13 protein-coding genes are annotated in these 18,846 nt (G+C 58.4%); 2 read left to right on the top strand and 11 right to left on the bottom strand.

From position 1 onward, the window contains the following. Nucleotides 1-5: 5 nt before the first annotated feature. From ACYVAC_RS21580 to ACYVAC_RS21630, 11 genes are all read right to left on the bottom strand, one after another. Complete coding sequence (locus ACYVAC_RS21580) at nt 6-668, bottom strand: endonuclease III domain-containing protein (RefSeq protein WP_461099891.1); 663 nt, start codon at nt 666-668, stop codon at nt 6-8. Nucleotides 669-737: 69 nt separating this feature from the next. After that, nucleotides 738-2,033, bottom strand: coding sequence for an OmpA family protein (locus tag ACYVAC_RS21585; protein ID WP_461099892.1), 1,296 nt, complete (start codon nt 2,031-2,033; stop codon nt 738-740). A gap of 54 nt (nt 2,034-2,087) precedes the next feature. Beyond that, a complete protein-coding gene (locus ACYVAC_RS21590; RefSeq protein ID WP_461099893.1) occupies nt 2,088-3,116 on the bottom strand; it encodes a cyanophycinase in 1,029 nt (342 codons plus the stop codon). 66 nt (nt 3,117-3,182) lie between these two features. Then, complete coding sequence (locus ACYVAC_RS21595) at nt 3,183-4,571, bottom strand: RagB/SusD family nutrient uptake outer membrane protein (RefSeq protein ID WP_461099894.1); 1,389 nt, start codon at nt 4,569-4,571, stop codon at nt 3,183-3,185. A 24-nt stretch (nt 4,572-4,595) separates the two neighbouring features. Further along, a complete protein-coding gene (locus ACYVAC_RS21600; RefSeq protein ID WP_461099896.1) occupies nt 4,596-7,652 on the bottom strand; it encodes a SusC/RagA family TonB-linked outer membrane protein in 3,057 nt (1,018 codons plus the stop codon). Nucleotides 7,653-7,981: 329 nt separating this feature from the next. Further along, nucleotides 7,982-9,184, bottom strand: coding sequence for a monooxygenase (locus tag ACYVAC_RS21605; protein ID WP_461099897.1), 1,203 nt, complete (start codon nt 9,182-9,184; stop codon nt 7,982-7,984). A 123-nt stretch (nt 9,185-9,307) separates the two neighbouring features. Further along, entirely contained in the window at nt 9,308-9,973 is a 666-nt protein-coding gene (locus ACYVAC_RS21610) for a hypothetical protein (protein WP_461099898.1), read from the bottom strand. Nucleotides 9,974-10,031: 58 nt separating this feature from the next. Further along, nucleotides 10,032-11,756: a SusD/RagB family nutrient-binding outer membrane lipoprotein gene (locus ACYVAC_RS21615; RefSeq protein ID WP_461099899.1), complete on the bottom strand. Its 1,725-nt coding sequence runs from the start codon at nt 11,754-11,756 to the stop codon at nt 10,032-10,034. 42 nt (nt 11,757-11,798) lie between these two features. Beyond that, nucleotides 11,799-15,086 carry a SusC/RagA family TonB-linked outer membrane protein gene (locus ACYVAC_RS21620; RefSeq protein WP_461099900.1) on the bottom strand — a complete coding sequence of 1,096 codons (3,288 nt, stop codon included), beginning with the start codon at nt 15,084-15,086 and terminating at the stop codon, nt 11,799-11,801. 295 nt (nt 15,087-15,381) lie between these two features. Continuing rightward, a complete protein-coding gene (locus ACYVAC_RS21625; RefSeq protein WP_461099902.1) occupies nt 15,382-16,155 on the bottom strand; it encodes a patatin-like phospholipase family protein in 774 nt (257 codons plus the stop codon). A gap of 57 nt (nt 16,156-16,212) precedes the next feature. Beyond that, a complete protein-coding gene (locus ACYVAC_RS21630; protein WP_461099903.1) occupies nt 16,213-17,058 on the bottom strand; it encodes an MBL fold metallo-hydrolase in 846 nt (281 codons plus the stop codon). Nucleotides 17,059-17,224: 166 nt separating this feature from the next. Between ACYVAC_RS21630 and ACYVAC_RS21635 the strand changes: the two genes are divergently transcribed. Together ACYVAC_RS21635 and ACYVAC_RS21640 are read left to right on the top strand one after the other, a co-directional pair. Continuing rightward, nucleotides 17,225-17,956, top strand: a complete 732-nt coding sequence (locus ACYVAC_RS21635) for a cytochrome b/b6 domain-containing protein (RefSeq protein WP_461099904.1) — start codon at nt 17,225-17,227, stop codon at nt 17,954-17,956. Then, nucleotides 17,953-18,753, top strand: a complete 801-nt coding sequence (locus ACYVAC_RS21640) for a molybdopterin-dependent oxidoreductase (protein ID WP_461099905.1) — start codon at nt 17,953-17,955, stop codon at nt 18,751-18,753. The genes ACYVAC_RS21635 and ACYVAC_RS21640 overlap by 4 nt, the downstream gene beginning before the upstream one ends. The last annotated feature ends 93 nt before the right edge of the window (nt 18,754-18,846 follow it).

An 18,846-nucleotide genomic window follows, 5' to 3' on the forward strand; every position in this document is an offset into this window, starting at 1 on the left:
TGCTGTCACCGATGCCGCTCAACGCCCACCCGCTCACAAGTCTCGGCAACGGGGCAGATTGAGCAGTGGGGCAGCGTGCCGGTGCAGATGTGCTTGCCGAAAGGCATCAGCAGCCGGTTTATATCGACCCAGCGGGGCCGGGGCACCTGTTTTTCCAGCACCACCAGCGTTTGTTCGGGCTGTCTGGTGTGCACATAGCCCCACCGGTTGACCACCCGATGCACATGCACATCGACACTGATGGCAGCCTGCCCGGTGGCCACACCCAGCGCCAGATTGGCGCATTTGGGGCCTACCCCTTTCAGCGATGTCAGCGTGGCGTAGTCGGCGGGCAGGGTGCCGCCAAATTCATGCACGATGCGCTCGGCAATCCCCCGCATGGTGTAGGCTTTCTGATCGGGGTAGGTGGTGCCGTAGAGCAGTTCGGTCAACGTCGGAATGTCGAGCGCCAGCAGCTGTTCAGGCGTACGGGCCCGGGCAAACAACCGGAGCGACACCGGAATGGTGGTTTCGTCGAGCGTCCGGATGGAAACGATGCAGGAAATCAGCTGCTCGAACAGGGTGTTGTAGCCGCGTTCATAGAGATCGAACATGGCCGCTTTGGGAAAGGGCGCTACGGCCGCAGCAACGCGGTCGAGTACCGTATCGAGATCGAAGTCGGGGTGCATAAGCAAACGTGGAGTAGACCCGGCCATCCGACCGCATCTACTCCACGACTACAAAGCGGGCCCAACTGTTCAGGCTTTTGTAATGACCAGCTCGACCCGGCGGTTTTCGGGCCGTTCTTTCAGCGTTCGGTTGGTATTGATGGGGCGCGAGGGACCGTAGCCTACGGTGTCGATGCGGCCGGCGCTGATGCCCTTGCCCACCAGGTACCGCTTCACTTCATTGACCCGGTTGCGCGACAGTTCGACATTGGCGTCGAAGTCGCCCACGGTGTCGGTATGTCCTTCGAGCCGGATGGTCATGGTTGGATTGGTCTGCATGAGGCTTACCAGCTGATCCAGTTCGGGAAACGATTCGGGTTTCAGATCGAAACGCGACACGTTGAAGTAGATATTCTTCAGCGTCACCTTGGCACCCGTTTCAATGGGAACCAGGTTGAAATCGCGCGCCACGGGCCGGTTGGTGATGCGAATGGTATCGGTCTGCGAGAAATAGCCCTTCCGACTTGCCTTCACTACGTACCGGCCCGGCACATCCGTGGTAATCCGGTAGTCACCCGTCAGCGTACCGCTCTGCAGTGAATCGGCCGGGTTGTCGCCGGCGGCTTCGGCACCGGCCAGCAGCTGATAGGTCAGCGTGGCCGATATAAGCTTGTTTGTTTTGGCATCGCGCGTTACGCCATTGATGGCCAGAGCCTCAGGGGCGGGTTCGGCCGGAGCCGGGGGCTGCACGGGTTCCGGAGCGGGTTTAGGCTGCGGCTTACCCATGCCGGGCGCGGTGCGGGGCGTATAGCGCGGCTGCGCCCTGGGTGGCGCGGTTGGGGTCGGCTTCCGCTGCGCGTAGGTGTCGCGTTTCTTCGGGTTCGTGATGTGCACCCCCCAGAAATTAAAACAACGAGTTTTTCCCCTGTCGCGACACTCAAACAGATCGAAAACCGTGTAACCCGGATCGATGCGTTCAAAGTAGGCGACAAAATCGACCCGTTCGCCGGGCTCCACGCCCCGAATCGTTTCGAGGGGTATGTTCTCGGCCCGGATGAATTTATAGGAACGCTCTCCCTGATTCACATACAACCGTGATGTTGGCTGAAACCCAATTGTGCTCTCTACATCGTCTTCCGGCAGCCGCTGCCCTGGCATTGGTATGCCAAATGGCGCCCGACGAGTACGCGCACGATCAGCCGGAGCCTGAAACGTCATGTAAACGGCCGTGTAGTCTCTGGTTAGTTCGACGCGCTGGATCCGTACATCCTCGTCATTCACATCGTCGACGCGGGGGCTCACCGTAACGTATTGCGCCCGTAGCGGCCACAGGGGGGCCAGGATCAGCAGAAAGATCGAAAGCAGAGACAGTAAGCGAACGTTCATGGCGTTGTTGCTGGGTAGTGGTTATCAACCTGGCCGTTGGATGGCCACATCGGCTCAGGGTTTAATTACCTGTCCATCAACAACAGACCAGTAGGTTGTGGTTTCCATACCGTCGAAGTCGCTGCTGCCCAGGCGCGGACCCGCCATACCCGTCGATGACCCCGTTACGGCCAATACCGCCACGGCCTTACCACCACGATGCCAGCGGAGCGGTTTGCCCGGCCAGCACTGTTCCGGCGGTCCTGCCGGGTGCATAAACCAGGCTGTTCCACGCCCAAAAACGCGGGTCTGCCCGTCGGGCGCTACGCAGACCGCCGTTTTTTCGTCGATCCCGATGCCCCGCACCTGCTGTTGTCCGTCAGCCAGCGCCCGCGCCAGAAACGCCAGGTGACGGCCGCTTCGGTCGGGGTTGTTGTAGTGCATATCGGTCAGCACGCCCGCCAGCAGTGGCTGGATAATGAAAGGGGCCGTCTGCACGTCCATGCGCGCATCGTAGGGATCGGCGAGCGCTTCTTCCGAGCGGATCGTACCCTGCCGGGCCGAAAAATACGGATTGCCCAGAATAGCGCAGCCGGCGCTCGTACCGCCCACCACGGCCCCCGCCCGGATGCGTTCGTTGATAGCGGCCGACAGGGGAGTATCGCGCCAGAACCGGGTGTAGTTACCCTGATCGCCCCCGGCCAGGAAAATGGCTTCAGCCCGGCGCACTTTCGCTACGACCTCCGGATGACTGGCCAGCTCCCGCCGGTCGATCAGCAACGTCTCGACCGAGTTGACCGGAACACCCAATTCCCGGAAGAGATAATCGTTGTAGCCGTCGCGCCCGCTGGCCCGCAGAATCACCACGTCGCCCCCGGCCGCCCGCTGCAGCAGCCACTGCATAGCTTCGCGTACGTCGGTACTGCCGCCCCCCAGCAGCACCCCACCCAGCGGTCTGGGCTGTACATCGGCCGAATCGCCGGTTAGCCAGGCCGTATAGGTCAGACTGGCGGGCGGTGCGCCGGGGGTCTGCGCGTACAGGCCTGCTATGGATACCAGCCCGGCGATCAGGAGCAGGGCGCGGCAATGGATACGATACTTCATAGTTACAAAAAAAGCCGGCGGCATCGAAACGATACCACCGGCCGTAAAAAAGACTACCTGCTTCGGTTAGTAACCGGCGTTCTGAATCAGAGCCGGGTTGGTGTTCACCTCACGGAGCGGGATGGGGTAGATCAGGCGCGTGCTGTTATAAGCCAGGCTGCCCACATTCTGCCGGGTACGCTTCAGGTCATGAATCAGCGTACCTTCGAACGCCAGTTCCAGCCGGCGCTCTTTCAGAATAGCGGCTGCCGTCAGCTGAGCGGCCGTGAGCGGGGCCAGGCCCGCGCGGGCCCGGATCAGGTTCACATCGGCCAGCGGGGCAGCCCCCACCGACGTGCCGGCCCGGAAGTTGGCTTCGGCCCGCGTCAAATACATTTCGGCCAGCCGTAACACCTGCACGTTGCCGTACTGGTTCACAAACTTGGCAGTCCGGATAGCTCCGATTTCGTCCTGGTAGAACAATGAAAAATCGCCCTGCACATCGCCCCGCTTATCGCCAGCTTCGTATAGGTTCAGGTGTTTGCTGGTAATCTCGATATCGCCCCGACCGCCGTATTCCGACGCGCCATAGAACGTGTTGAGGTTGTTGTTAGCATCCTGATCGGTGTTCTGGATGGCGAAGATGGTTTCATCCGTATTGACACCGCTGATGTTGAGCCGCAGATCGAATACCTGCTCCGTGGGCACCAGGCTGTAGACATTGGCGGCAATTACCCGGTTGGCTGCGCTGGCGGCATTGGGGTAATCAGACTTCTGCAGATACACCCGCGATAGCTGAGCAGCAGCGGCCCCTTTGGTGGCAAAAAAGCCAAACCGATCGTCGACCGTCGGCAGTTTAGCCTCGGCATCGGTCAGATCCTGAATGGCCTGGGCATACACGGCAGCCACCGTACTGCGGGGCACATTGTCGGCCGCGGTGAGCGTTTCGGTAGGCTTCAGCACGATGGGTACGCCCGGGTTAGCATTGGCATCGCCATCGCCCCAGGTGCGGGCATACACCCGCACCAGTTCAAAATAAAGCGAACCCCGGATAAACTTGGCCTCGCCCTCGATCCGGGCCTTATCGGCCGCAGCCGCCAGGTTCAGATTGGCCAGTACGGTGTTGCAGATATTGATAGCCCGGTACGCATCTGTCCAGGTAACATCGGCCTGATCGTTGTTGACCAGCAGCCGCTTGGTGAACATCTGCTGGGGCGCCACAAACGTACCCGTCCAGTCGACCTCACCGTTGTCGCCCAGCAGTTCGGCATCGCGCTGCAGGTTCCCGCCGTAAAGATTGACACTGCCAAGGGCATCGTAGCCACCCACCAGCAGGGCATTCAGGTCGTCGGCGTTCGAAAGCGCCTGACCGGCCGATACGTTCGTGACCGGCTTAATATCGAGTTGGCTGCTACAGGACGAGAGCCAGAGACCCGTTGCCAGCGCAGCTACACTGAGTATTGATTTTGTCGTCATGATATACGTCGTATGGAGTTGGCGTTAGAAACCGATTTGCAGGCCACCAACGAGGGTTTTTGGCTGGGGAGCCGAATAGAAATCAATGCCGAGGTTGACGGGGTTTGCCGAGTAGGCATCCGAGTTAACCTCCGGGTCCCAGCCCGTGTAGTTGGTAAACGTCAGCAGGTTCAGACCCGATACGTACACCCGAACCCGGTTCATCTTGAGCCGGCTAAGCAGGGCTTTGGGCAGCGTGTAGCCCAGCGTCACCGACCGCAGCCGGGTAAAATCGCCCTTTTGCAGATAACGAGACGATTCGCCTGTACCGTTGCCACCCAGCAGGCGGGCCTGTGGTACGTTGGTGATATCGCCGGCTTTGCGCCAGCGATTCAGCTGATCGATCGACTGGTTATCGAAGAAATCGCCGTTGGCCGACTGGAACTTGCCGCCCCCGTTGTAGATGTAGTTACCATACTGGCCCTGCAGCAGCACGTTCAGGTCGAAGCCAGCGTAATTGAAGGTGTTGGTCAGGCCACCGATGACCTTGGGCGTTGGGGTGCCCAGTGCTACGTATTCCGCACTGTTGTAATCGTTGGTCGTGGTGCGGTCGCGGCTGCCATCAGCGTTCATGGTGTTTTTGTAGTACAGGGCATCGCCGTTTTGCACGTCGACACCGGCATACTCAGGTCCGAAAAACACGCCCAGCGGCTGACCTTCCTGTGCCCGGTTCAGGAACGAACCAGTGATGGTCGTACCGCCCATGTCCGTTACCTTATTGGTGTTGTAGGCCAGATTGAGCGAGGTGGTCCATTTGAAGGCACCGGTGACGTTTTCCGTTGTCAGCACGAACTCAACGCCTTTGTTTTCCATTTTGCCCACGTTCCGCAGCTGCGTCCGATAGCCGGTCGAGCCGGGTACGTTCACGCTCAGCAGCAGCGAACTGGTATTTTTCTGGTAATAATCGACACTACCCGAAATCCGCCCGTTCAGTACACCAAAGTCAAGACCGATATCGGTCTGCAGCGTTTTCTCCCAGGTCAGATCGGGGTTGGGTACCTGAACGGGAGCCTGACCCGGTACGCCGGCATAGCCTGCTCCGGCCGTATACAGCGCCTGCGAGTTGAAGTTACCGATCTCGGCATTACCCGTGAGACCGTAGCTGGCGCGCAGTTTCAGCAGGCTCAGTGCGGGTACCGACTTCATGAAGTTCTCGTCGGAGATGATCCAGCCCACCGAAGCTGCCGGGAAGAAGCCGTATTTGTTGTTAGCTCCGAACCGCGACGAACCATCGACCCGGCCCGACAGACCCAGAATGTACTTGTTGTTGAACCGGTAGTTGACCCGTCCGAAGTACGACAGGAAGCTATAGGCCGTTTCGGTACCCGTACCCGCCGTAATGCGGGCGGCCGATGCCAGCTGCTTGTAGGCATTACTGGGAAACTGCTGCCCCGTAGCCGAGTTGAAGTTACTGCGCGACTCCTGGTACGACATACCCAGCGTGGCATCAACGTCATGCTTCTCGGCAAACGTACGGCCAAAGTTGAAATAGTTGTTGGTGGTGTAATTGACCACCTGCCGGAAGCTGTTCGCGCCCAGGCCGTTGGGGGCACCCGTGTTACGGGCCGTTTCGCGACCATAGTATTCTTCTTCCTGCTGCGACAGAATGTCAGCACCAAACTCTGTACGGAACGACAGACCGGACAGGATCTGATACTGCGCATAGGTACTACCAAACACGCGGTACACGCGGGCCTGCAGGGCAGCAAAATCGCGGTTAAGCAGCGGGTTATAGTAGAGCGTGTAGTTGCCGCTCAACTGATTGGTACGCGGGTCGATGACGGGAGTCATCGGGGGCAGCGCCACAATCTGCATCGGGGTCGAGAAGGCATTATCATTCGATACACGGTCGTTGATCGTGTGGGCCAGGTTAAGGTTGGCGCCCAGCGTCAGCCGGTCGGTGGCGGTATGGTCGACGTTGATTCGACCGCTCATCCGGCGGAATCGGTTCTTGATGATGATCCCGTTTTGGTCGAAGTACTGCCCCGAAATAAAGAACCGGGTTTTGGCATCGCCACCCCGGGCGCTCAGATCGAACTGCTGCGACGGAGCTGCCTGGAAAGCTTCTTTCTGCCAGTCGGTGTTGTATTTGGGATTGGGGGCCTGCCAGCCGGCGGCATCACCCGCTGCGTAGCGGGTAAAGCGGTTGGTCAGCGAGGTGGTCGAATAGACGGGGATACCCAGCGCGGCCGAGTTGTTGCGGGCTTCGGTAAACAGTTCGACGTACTGGTTCGTATTGAGCCACTGCCGCAGGTGTGTTGGCGTACTGCTGCCGACCTGGGCCGAGGCTTCGAACATGGTTTTTCCGGCCTTCCCTTTCTTGGTCGTGATGAGTACCACGCCGTTGGCCGCCCGCGCGCCATAAATGGCACCCGCCGAGGCATCTTTCAGCACCTCGAATGATTCGATATCGTTGGAGTTGAGGTCGGCAATGGGGTTGGTCGGTGCCGTGGTCGACGACTGGTCGGACGAGGTGACGGGAATCCCGTCGATTACGTAGAGTGGCTGGCTGCTGGCCGTCAGCGACGACGAGCCCCGCACCCGAATCTGCAGCCCCTGGCCTACTTTACCATTGAGCGACGTAACCTGCACCCCGGCCACCTTGCCCTGAATGGCCTGCTCGACGCTGGGCACCGGTACGTTTTCGACATCGCGGGCGTTAAGGCTGGCAATGTTGCCGGTGATGTTCCGCTTCGACTGGGCGCCGTAGCCTGTTACCACTACTTCATTCAGCGAGCGGGTGTCGTTGCTCATGGCCACGTCGACCACCGACCGGCTGCCTACGGATACTTCCTGGGTAGCTACGCCCACAAAGCTAAAGACGAGTGTGTTGATGTTGGCCGGAATTTCCAGCGTGTATTTACCGGTCGCATCGGTCTGCGTACCCCGGGTTGTGCCCTTGGCAATTACCGATACGCCGGGCAGGGGCGTACCGTCTTCCGACATGGTTACCGTTCCGGTGACGCGCCGGGCTTGTGCCAGTGACGGATGGCTCAGCAGAGCCGCTCCAAACACCAGCAACAGGAGTAAAAAACCTCTCATAGATTAAATTTTTAGTACCGTTTACCTGCCAAATTACCTGTAAAATTAACAGAGTAGCGACCTGAACTTAAAATATACCATTTTTCTCCTGAATAAAACAATTCATCGCCGATCGGCTGGTAGGCCTACTTTATCGATGGTTAATCGCCTATATGCCAGAAGCCCTTGTTGGCTGACAAGGGCTTCTGGCTCAGATATAAACTGTAGTAACTACTTACTCAGGATTTTTGGTAGGCGCACTGCCCGAAGCGGCTGGGTTATAAGCCAGCTCATTGTCGGTGCTGACACAAAGGGCTGACTGGTGTTGAGCGGGTGCGTTACTTATAGACTTAGCGAACGTAGTAAAAAACAAGATTCATCATCTCGTCGGTCGAGTTCCAGCCGTAGCCCACCGTTCGGGCAGGGCGGCTGGGGTTGAGCGGATTCTGATCGGTGTTGTCGTAGTGGGCTTCGGCCAGAATGGTGGAGCCCTTTGGAATCACGAGCGGTTCACGAAAGAAATACGACAGCTGCCAGTTATAATCCCAGTCGGGAATGGCGATCAGGTTGATCGCGTCGCCGTCGGGCGTAATAGCAAACGCCCGCACCGTTCGGCCCAGGCGGTGCATGTGCGGCATTACCGACAGCAGCCGGACGCTGTCGGGCAGCGGCCCGTAGTTCATAAAAAAAGCGGGCTGCGTGCCGGCGGGGAGCCTGAATGGCTGATTGGTAATCTGCCGCTCGGTCAGCGTCAGGGTCTGCACGGGCCGGGGGGCCGGCTCCCGGCTCAGGTAGAGCCGGACCTCCGACTGATCGGTTTCGGGCTGCGCCGAGGGGGCATAGTGTATGTTCAGAATCAGATCGCTGCCGGCCCTAATACGTTTTGCCGTACCGGCCGGAAACGTAACCCGATCGTTGCCGGGCACCCAGCCATACAGAAATTCGTCGGCCAGGGGCGTCTGCTGGAACAGGCGCAGGCGCGGATCGTCTTCACGCAGGCCATCGATGCCGGCCATAGTTCCCGTCGAATCGATCATCAGGCGGCTGTGGTGCAGACGTTTCCGGTTGCCCGGCACAAACTCGATGGTTTCGACCCATACATCGGCCGGCAAGTGCATGGGCACGTGGAAATACCGAAAATCCTCCTGCCCATCGCCCCGAATGCTGTACGGCTTCATGCGCAACACCAGGTCGGGCGGGCGAACGGTGACGCCGGCTACCGGTGCGGGCGCCGATGTCCGGCGGGGTGCCTTGCCCTCGGGCATACCTCCGCTGATCCAGTCGGCAATGGTTTTGATCTCGGCGTCGGACAGGCCCCGCTCATTGGCGTAGTGTTGAAACGACCGGTCGGCCGGAAAGGGCGGCATGTATCGACTCTGTGTGACTTTGCCCACAAACTTCGCCCGTTTGGTCAGATCGGCAAACGTCAGCAGGCTGAACGGCCCCACCCCACCCGGCTGGTGACAGGGCGCACAGTGCTGCCGCACAATGGGTTGCACATCGGCAACGTAGGTCGGCGTCTGAGCCGAGGCCCAGCCGATGGCCAAAAACAAAAGCGCCAGAACGAGAAAAAGCCGATTGCTCACCGGTGTGATTCATTGAGGTTTTGAATTAAAAATAGCAGACCCGGCCGGGTCTGCTATTGTCAACGGGTACTTTATGGGTCAGGTCATGCCCTATTTCACGTCCCAGGTCAGGCTGCAGTTGGCGTTAGCTTCCGACACCGGCGTTGGATCGCCACAGATACTGTCGGGGTTCCAGGTCGTAAATACCTGCCCGTCGGTGGTGTAGAGCCGCCACACCATCACGAAATATTCGCTGCCGTTGAACCATTTGCCGGTCGGGCGGGCATTGGCCGGGTTGCTAAACACCTTCACCGCGTTGACCTTATCGTATTTGACGGTCGCATCTTTGTAGAGGTTGTACACCTCGGTCGGGCTGATGGTGAACGAGCTCCACTGGCGGTTTCCGGCGGCCGGGCTGATGGTTTTGACCAGTTTGCCGCCACTGCCCAGCGATACCGATTTCGGGTTCCCGTCGGGGTCGGTATAGTTCTCGATCATGTCGACATAGATTTCGACTTTATTGACTGTCAGCATATTATCGAGCGATACCCAGCGAATTTTGAAGGGCAGGGCAGCCGATGCCTGATCCTGCCCCGTTTTGGGGAAGTTGCGGGCGAAGCTGACAATATTCGCTTTGTTGGCTTCGGCAACGCCATCGAACACACCGAAGGCATGTACGCCGGGATCCCAGCCGGGCAACGGACTCAACGATTCATCGCGGCAGCCCAGCAGTACCAGCATACTGAACGACAGGGCGTAGGTAACTAATTTTTTCATGCGTATAGGCGTTAGAGGGGCGGTCTGGCCGGCCAGACCGCCCGCAGTACAGGTCTGATTAGAAACTCCAGGTCACTTTGGTTTTATCCCAGAACAGCGGGTCACGGTCGAAGATCACGTTCTGCAGATAAGGAGCCGCGTTGCTGTTGAGGCTACCTTCCTGCGATGGGTACGGCAACCGCAGCGCATACTGCCGTTTCGGTTTCAGGATAGGGGCCTGGATCGTCGTCGAAAATTGTTTGAACTGCCCCTGGAGCGGATAGCCCGTCCGGCGCATCAGGTTCCAGATTTCCTGGCCCTGGCCCCAGGTGGAGAACCAGATCTGCTTGGCTACCACGTTGAGCTTACCTTGATCGGTTGGTGCCGCATCGTACAGTTTCAGCCAGTTGTTTACGTAGTCTGTGATGCTGGCATCGGTAGGCGCCACCGATTTGCTGTCGACGCGCTGGGCCGTCCGGACAACCAGCGCAATCTGCTCGCGCATGGCGGCTTCAAACAGCGCCCGGGCATCGCCCGTTACGCCGGTACCGTCCAGAATGGCTTCGACCTGGTAGAACTTCACGTTCCAGCTGGTCATGATGGGCCAGATACCGTTGCCGCTACCCGTGCCGCCGGTCAGCGCCCGGGCCGCAATTTCACGGCCCGAGTACAGGCCACCCGCCGGATAAGCGCCCGGCGCGGTGCGCAGCGGGGTATCGGCCGCAGCCCCTGTGTTGTCGCCCCGGTCGCGACCGAAGATGCCCGCAATGTAGGCGATGTCGTCGGTCGTCAGCTCTTTGGTATCGTTGTAGAACACCTTTTTGTATTCGGCCAGAAACGAAGCCCGCAGCGGCATGTAGGTGCCGCCGTAAGGTGTGGTGCCCCGGTCGGTAGGATCGGCCTGGTTCAGCACCCGTGCGGTCTGCCGGTAGAAATAGAAAGGCAGCCGCGGGTCTTTGTTCAGGATCATCTCACCCATCAGCTGGTGGTTGATGTAGGTGAACCCGTTATCGGCCAGATACGAGTTGCGGAACCAGGGGTGGCGGTTATCAACGGGCGAAATCTGGGTCGAGTACTGGTAGATGAAATCCTGCGCCGAGCTGCTGATGAAACCACCCGCTGCGAAGGCTGCTTTCAGATCGGCGTTGCCGGTGGTGCGGCCTTTGCGCGAATTCATCAGCAACCGCAGTTTCACCGTTTTGGCCAGCCGAATCCACGAAGCGGCACTGCCGTTGTTGATAAAATCGCCCGATACGGCAACAGCCTGATTTTTACCAAACTCGACCACGGCCTGATCGCACAGCTTGATGAGGTCTTCATAGATCACGGCGTCTTTGTCGAACTTCACCGCCCGGTCGGTGCCGGCCACGTTGCCTTTCCAGGCATCGAAATACGGAATGTCGCCAAACGTATCGACCATATTTCCTACGGCAAACGCCTTCAGCGTCAGCGCAATACCCCGGTAGGCTGGATTCAGCCCGTCTTCGGTGGCCCGCAGCATCTGCTCTACGTTCTGCATGGAGAGGTAGAAGTTGTCCCAGGTGCCGTTGAACGAGTTATTGTTGAGGTCGTAATCGTCGGAACTGGTGATCTGCCCGGCAAAACCCGAGGCCGTGTTGACGATCTGGGTGGCCGAGTTGATGGCCGCCAGCTCGGCGTTGGGCAGCAGCAGCTTGAGCGAGCCGGTGGCAGGCTGGTTGGGGTTGGTATTGATATCCAGATCCGTGAGCTGACAGGCGTTTAGTCCCAGCAGTACGCCAGCCAGTGCCCACGTTTTCAGGTAAGTTTTATAGGATCGTTTCATTGGTTCAGATCAGGTAAGTAAACAAGTAAAGCGAACGGGTGATCAGAACGTAGCCGTCAGGTTGAAACCGTACCGGCGTGTCGACGGGGCGGCCCCCAGGTCGAAGCCCTGGATGTTCGATTCGGCGTAGCTGGCCAGCACTTCGGGATCGAAGTTGAGGCCTTTCAGCATGTTGGGCGCGTAGAACCACAGGTTCCGGCCCGACACCGATGCCCGCAGGCTCCCAAACACTTTGATGTAGCGGTTGAGGAATGTCTTTGGCACGTCGTAGCCCAGTGTCACCTCCCGCAGCCGGATCACCGTTGCATCGTATACGTTGGTTTCGTCGGCCCCGTAAGCACCATAGCCGCTCGTAAAGTGGTACTGGAAAGCCGACATCGGAATGGTGTTGCGGATTTCCTTGCCGTTCTCATCGAGTAGTGCCTTATACGTAGCCGGATCGCCGTACACGCCCGGAATCACGCGCATCCCTTCGCGGTCTTCCGAGAATTTCAGCTGCCCCCGCAGCAGCAGCGAAGCCGCCGTTGCCGAGAAGATTTTACCGCCCTTGCGGTAGTCGATCAGCGCCGACAGGCGGAAGCCTTTAAACGAGAAATTATTGGTCCAGCCCAGCGTGAAGTCGGGGGCCGGGTTACCCAGCAGCTGCGACTGCGGCAGCGTGAAAGGCAGACCCGTACTCGAGTTGATGAGCAGCTTGCCGCTTTCGCTGCGGGCATTCACCGTACCATAGATCATACCGAAGGGGTTGCCCACGCGGTGCATGGTACCCAGCGACGACAGGCCCGTACCGCCCAGGAAGATTTCGTTCGATGGACCGGCGTCGACCACGTTCGAGCGCAGCCGCGTGAAGGCAAACGTCGACGACCATTCGAAACCGTTGTTGAGCCGAACCGGCACCAGCGTCAGCCCAATCTCAACGCCCTTGTTGTCGATCTGACCAGCGTTGGTGATTTCGGTCGCAAAACCGGTCGACGTAGCAATCCGGCGCGGCACGATCAGGTCCGTCGACTTGCGATAGAAGTACGCCATGTCGAGGTTGATGCGGTTGTTGAAAAACTGCAGTTCGGTACCGACTTCGGTTTCGGCCGTAAACTCCGGCTTCAGCCCCAGGTTGTTGAGCTGCGAGGGCAGGCTCGTGATCGAGTACGCCGTTCCGTTGACGAACGCCCGGCCCAAATTGTACTGGGTATACACCAGGTACGGATCCGCATCTTTACCCACCTTGGCGTAGTTGGCCCGGATCTTACCCATGTTCAGGATCGTGCGGGGCATCCGCAGCGCGTCGGTGAAAATAAACGATGCCGACAGAGCGGGGTAGAAGTAGCTGCGCGCCGAGGTCGACAGCGTAGACGAGCGGTCGTTGCGAACGGTAGCAGTCAGGAATGCGTAGTTGTTATACGACAGCCCCAGTTCGCTGAAAATCCCGTAGATCCGGCGCTTCTCGCCGTATTCGCTGGCCGTCTGCGTCAGCGTACTACCCACGTTCATCACGTTAGCGTCGATTACCTGGTTGCCAATCAGCACAGCCTGCTGGTAATTGCGCTCATTGGCGTTGAAACCAACCAGCAGGTGCGCATTGAAGCGCTCGCTGAAATCGTGGTTGGCTGTTGCCAGGAACGTGAAATCCGTTTCGGTTTTGGTCAGCTCGGTACGCGATACCGAACCCAGCGGTATGACCGTGCCACCCGGCCGGATGTTGTTGTGGCGGGTTTCGTGGTAGGTGTTGACCCCACCCCGCGCCGTCAGGTTCAGCCACGACGTTACGTCGTAGTTCAGCGTCATGTTGCCGAATACCCGGTTTACGTCGGAGTTATACAGGTTGTATTTGGCAATCCAGAGCGGGTTGTCGAGCGCGCGGTAAAATACGTTCGATCCGTCAACCGGATTTTCGAACGGATAACCGTTCAGGTTGTAGTTGCGCGGCAGGTAGAACAGCCGGTCATAAATCGAACTGCTCGATCCCGAGCTATAGTCGGTAAAGTACGAGGCACCCGACTGCGGACTCTGCTGGGCCGTGTTCACGTAGTTGACGTTACCCGCAATGTGCAGCCCGTTGTTGAGCGTGGCGCTGCCGCCAAAGTTGAGCGATGTCCGGTTCGAGTACGAGTTAGGAATAATTCCGTTGTTGGTCGTACGCGATACCCCGGCGTTGAGCGACGTTTTGTCGCCGGTCGAACTGATGTTGATACTGTTTTCGATTACGCTACCCTGCCGGAAAAAGCCGCCGATGATATCGTAGCCCTGCAGTGGCACCGGCAGTGCATTGCCATTGGCGTCGAGCAGTTCGGGAAACACCGATTTGTAGCGCGCGGCCGTGTAGGGAACCCCTACGACCGGGTTTGGTACCGTGCCTTCGGGATAGCCATCGACAATGGTTTTCGAGTACCGGTTGAAACCCAGCTGCTGGTTGATACGATCGACCTCCGAGGGCATTACCGTACCCCAGTTGCCAATAAAGCCTCCGTTGTAGGTTTGGTTCGAACCCTGCGAATACGTGTTCTGATAGTCGGGAATGGTGGAAATCTTCTCAACCGAGTACGATCCGTTGTAGGTTACTTCCAACCCTTTTTTGGCGCTCTTGCTGCCCGATTTGGTGGTAATCACGATTACCCCATTGGCACCCCGCGAACCGTACAGCGCCGACGCAGCCGCACCTTTCAGCACCGTCATGGCTTCGATGTTGTTCGGGTCGATATCGTAGGCCCGGTTCGAGACAACGCTGTTGTTGGCAAAACTCGATCCGGCACTGTTCGACGAGTTGTCGAACGGAATCCCGTCGACGACGAAGAGGGGCTGGTTGTTACCCGTGAAGGAGGTATTGCCGCGAATGTTAATTTTGGTAGCCTGCCCCGGTGCGCCCCCGCCCGAGGTAATGTTTACACCCGGCACCTTGCCCGACAGGGCGCGCAGCGGATCGGGCTCCGAACGCTGCTGCAGGTAATCGCCCTTGAGGTTAGCCGTTGCGTAGGCCAGCGCTTTTTTCTCGCGCTGGATACCGAGGGCCGTTACGACCACTTCGCCCAGCTGCTTCGAGTCGTTGATGAGTTTAATGTCGATAACCGAGCGGTTACCGATTTCTACTTCCTGGCTGGCCGACCCCACGAAACTGTAGACCAGCACGCCCCCGTTGCTCGGGGCGACAATCGAATACGTCCCGTTGGCATCGGTATTGGCGCCCCGCGACGTTCCTTTCAATACGATCGACACCCCCGGCATGGCACTCCCATCTTCGGCTGAGACGACCCGCCCCGTAATGGTCCGATCCTGAGCCCACGCCGGTGCTCCGATTGAGCATACCAGCCATAGACTCACCAGTAAAATTACTTTCATAGACTCGTTTGTTTTAGGTTAAACAGACACGATGAACGGCCGAAAATAAGACTACTGGCCATTAAATAAAAAATCGCCCTGTCATTTAAGCGCATTTTTTTCTTCTGCTATAGACCAAAATAGTAATGTTATATTCTGTTTTATATTCCTTATGCGATTAATCCTATCAAAAGACCGACTGTTTTTTAACGCCATAATGCAGCCAGAACAAAACTAAGTAGTTATACCATGTTAAAAAAAAGTGCGCCGACCCATCCGGGTCGGCGCACCAGCCAGTAGCACCAGCCTGTCGTCATCAGGGCGACGAATGGGTTTGCAGGGCCTGTTCAATAACAGCCCGCTGCGAGCGGGCATACTGGTAGCCGATCCGAAACAGCTCCCGCGCCTTGCTTACGTCGGTAGGGCTATAACCGACCAGGTCGGGCGGTTCGATCACCACGTCGCACCGACTGAACTTGTCACGGGTTTTGCTCTGTACGGCCAGAATCAGGCTGCGCTCGATTACACCCCGCATCGACCGGATGGGCTTGGCCATGCCAAACGGGTTGCAGTGCGAGCCCACAATAAAGTCGACTTTATCTTCGATGCATTCGAGGGGCAGGTTGTTGAGTACCCCGCCGTCGATGTACTGCCGCTTGTTGATGAGCAGGGGCTCGAAAATACCCGGCAGGCAACACGACGCCAGCACCGGCCGGATCAGCTCGCCCGACTCGAACAGCACCTGGCAGCCCCCAAGCAGATCGACCGCCACCACGTGCAGCGGAATCTGCAGCCCTTCGAACGAATCGTGGGGAATGTATTTACGATAAAGGTCGATAGCCGTGTCGAGTCGCAGCAGGCCCATCCGGTTCCAGGCCGGGCGCAGGTGGCGCATAAACGACGACGATTCGATTAATTTCAGACTCTCGTCGGGCGAGTAGCCCTGGGCAATCAGCGCGCCGGCAATGGCCCCCGCACTCGTTCCCGACAGCTGGCTGAAGCCGATACCCATTTCCTGCAGGGCCTTGATCACGCCCAGGTGCGCAATACCCCGGGCCCCACCACCCGATAAAACCAACCCAATGTTCATAGCTATCCAGCAATAACGGCGTTGGTGCCCGATACCAGTTGCCAGCTGCGGGCACTTCTATAGTAACTCGACCAGACTGCCTTTCTGTTTGATGCGAATCCCTTTTTCGGTCCGCTCCACGGTAGCAGCCTCCACGTACGGATCATGATCGAACACCAGAATCCAGTCCTGATCGACAGCCTGCTCCAGATACTGCTCTTTCTCGGTCATGGCCACCATCGGCCGAATGTCGTAGCCCATTACGTAGGGCACCGGCACGTGAGAAGCCGACGGAATCAGATCGGCACAGAAGAGTAACGTTCGGCCGGCGTACGCCAGTTTAGTCAGCGTCATTTTTTCGGTATGCCCATCCACATACATCAGCTCCAGCCCGCCGATAGGTGGCTGCTGCCGATCGCAGAAACGCAGTTGCCCGCTTTCCTGCAGGGGCAGCAGATTTTCGCTCAGGTAGGTAGCCCGCTCGCGGGGGTTGGGGTTCATGGCCCAGTTCCACTGCCCGCTGTGCACCCAGTACTCGGCGTTGCCAAAGGCGGGAGTCAGTTTGGTCCGGGCGGCATCGGCATAGTGTACCGCCCCCCCGGCATGGTCGAAATGCAGGTGTGTCAGCAGCACATCGGTTATCTCGGTCGGGCTATAGCCAGCCTGCTCGATGGCACCCGCGAGGGTTTTGCCGTTGGGAAGATCGTAGAAGCCAAAAAAGCGCTCCGATTGCTTGTCGCCGGTTCCCGTGTCGACCAGCATCAGCCGGTTGCCGTCTTCGATCAGCAGGCAGCGCAGCGCCCATTCGCACAGATTGCGGTCATCGGCGGGGTTGGTTTTCTGCCAGATCGTTTTGGGCACGACCCCAAACATAGCCCCCCCATCGAGTTTAAACGGGCCTACGTCAATGGTTTTTAGAATCATATCGGATGAAGGAATAATACAGATTGCAAAAGTAAGCGGGCCGGCGCGATTTCCGGGTTCCCAACAGGCCCACCGACAAACCAGTCTGACGGCTACCAGGTTGCGTATATATTCCTGAACTTAGTCGTTCGGTAACGAACCCACTTACCTGTAACACGGCCCTGTTATGCCATCGAAGCGCATCGTTCACAAGCATCCACTGGCTATCCGCTGGTTTCACTGGATCAATTTTCCAGTGCTGTTCGTTATGATCTGGAGCGGCCTGCTGATTTACTGGGCCTACGACCCCTACAAGATCGAGTTTGGCGCTTACGTGATTTCGTTCTTCCCCGATGGGTTCTACAAATTCCTGAACGTGCCGTTCCGACTGGCCGAAGGTATGGCCTGGCACTGGGTGTTTATGTGGCTTTTTATCGGCAACGGGCTGCTCTACGTGGGCTATACGTTTCTGTCGGGCGAATGGCGGCATCTGGTGCCAAACCGACACTCGTTTCGCGAAGCCATTCAGGTAACGGCCTACGATCTGGGCCTGCGCAAAACCCAGCCGCCTTTCATCAAGTACAACGGCGCGCAGAAAATCGCTTACTTCTCCGTTATGCTTATGGGTGCAGGCTCGGTCCTGACGGGTTTTGCCATCTACAAGCCGGTTCAGATCGCCTGGCTGACTACCCTGCTGGGTGGCTACAAAGCCGCCCGGCTCGAGCATTTTATCCTGACGCTGGGTTATGTGCTGTTTTTCCTGATTCACGTAGCGCAGGTAATCCGGGCGGGATGGCACAATTTCCAGTCGATGGTAACGGGCTTCGACGTCGTGAAGCCTGCCGATCCCGAACGCCCAGCCCCCGCCGATACCCCCGAAACGGATCCGGTTACGCCTACCCAACCCGCCCTGTCATGAGCCTCAACCCAGAACCCAACCTCCCCGAAGAAGACCTTCCCGAGTCGGTAACGCGCCGAAAAACGTTGCAGGCCTTTGGCCTGTTCGCGCTGGCGGCCACCGTGCCGTTTGGTGTGTACGAGTACATCCGGCGCAGCCCCAACGCCCTCGGCATCCGGCAGCCGCTGCGGTCGGTGCTCAACGCCAACGAAACCGTGGGCCAGACGTACTTCAGCAACGATCACCTGGTGCCTACCTTTGTCCGCAGCGAAGCCGTTCGCAAGGCCCGGGTTAATGGCTATGAAGGCATTAAAAAACCCATTCCCGACAACTGGCAACTCCAGGTCGACCGGCCGGGTGCGCCATCGCTGCAGCTGTCCATCGACGCGATCAGGGCGCTGCCGAAGCATGAGATCATCTATGAATTCAAGTGCATCGAGGGTTGGAGCCAGGTACAGCACTGGGGTGGCGCCCGTCTGGCCGATTTCCTGGCGGCCTATAAGCTGGGCACCCGCAGCGGCAACGCCCCCAGCGCCGACAACGCCGACGATCTTTACCACCATGTAGGCCTGGAAACACCGGACAAAGGGTACTATGTGGGGATCGACATGGCCAGTGCGCTTCACCCGCAGACCCTGCTGGCCTACGAACTGAATGGACAGCCCATCACGGCCCCGCACGGCGCGCCCCTCCGACTCATCATTCCGGTTAAGTACGGGGTAAAAAACCTCAAACGCATCGGCCGGATGTTCTTCGCCGATGAACGTCCGCGCGACTTCTGGGCCGAGCGGGGCTACGACTACTACGTGGGCTTATAACGGGCTCGATCCGTTTTGATCGGGTCTGCCCATTCGTTGCCGGATACACCTGAGTATGCCGGCACCATTACCGTTCATATCGTTACACCGAAC

This window comes from Spirosoma luteolum, from assembly GCF_054778875.1.

What these genes read in the sequence shown, in the direction of transcription:
- ACYVAC_RS21580 (WP_461099891.1), bottom strand. Translation starts at nt 668, where the DNA reads ATGCACCCCGACTTCGATCTCGATACGGTACTCGACCGCGTTGCTGCG.
- ACYVAC_RS21585 (WP_461099892.1), bottom strand. Translation starts at nt 2,033, where the DNA reads ATGAACGTTCGCTTACTGTCTCTGCTTTCGATCTTTCTGCTGATCCTG.
- ACYVAC_RS21590 (WP_461099893.1), bottom strand. Translation starts at nt 3,116, where the DNA reads ATGAAGTATCGTATCCATTGCCGCGCCCTGCTCCTGATCGCCGGGCTG.
- ACYVAC_RS21595 (WP_461099894.1), bottom strand. Translation starts at nt 4,571, where the DNA reads ATGACGACAAAATCAATACTCAGTGTAGCTGCGCTGGCAACGGGTCTC.
- ACYVAC_RS21600 (WP_461099896.1), bottom strand. Translation starts at nt 7,652, where the DNA reads ATGAGAGGTTTTTTACTCCTGTTGCTGGTGTTTGGAGCGGCTCTGCTG.
- ACYVAC_RS21610 (WP_461099898.1), bottom strand. Translation starts at nt 9,973, where the DNA reads ATGAAAAAATTAGTTACCTACGCCCTGTCGTTCAGTATGCTGGTACTG.
- ACYVAC_RS21615 (WP_461099899.1), bottom strand. Translation starts at nt 11,756, where the DNA reads ATGAAACGATCCTATAAAACTTACCTGAAAACGTGGGCACTGGCTGGC.
- ACYVAC_RS21620 (WP_461099900.1), bottom strand. Translation starts at nt 15,086, where the DNA reads ATGAAAGTAATTTTACTGGTGAGTCTATGGCTGGTATGCTCAATCGGA.
- ACYVAC_RS21625 (WP_461099902.1), bottom strand. Translation starts at nt 16,155, where the DNA reads ATGAACATTGGGTTGGTTTTATCGGGTGGTGGGGCCCGGGGTATTGCG.
- ACYVAC_RS21630 (WP_461099903.1), bottom strand. Translation starts at nt 17,058, where the DNA reads ATGATTCTAAAAACCATTGACGTAGGCCCGTTTAAACTCGATGGGGGG.
- ACYVAC_RS21635 (WP_461099904.1), top strand. Translation starts at nt 17,225, where the DNA reads ATGCCATCGAAGCGCATCGTTCACAAGCATCCACTGGCTATCCGCTGG.
- ACYVAC_RS21640 (WP_461099905.1), top strand. Translation starts at nt 17,953, where the DNA reads ATGAGCCTCAACCCAGAACCCAACCTCCCCGAAGAAGACCTTCCCGAG.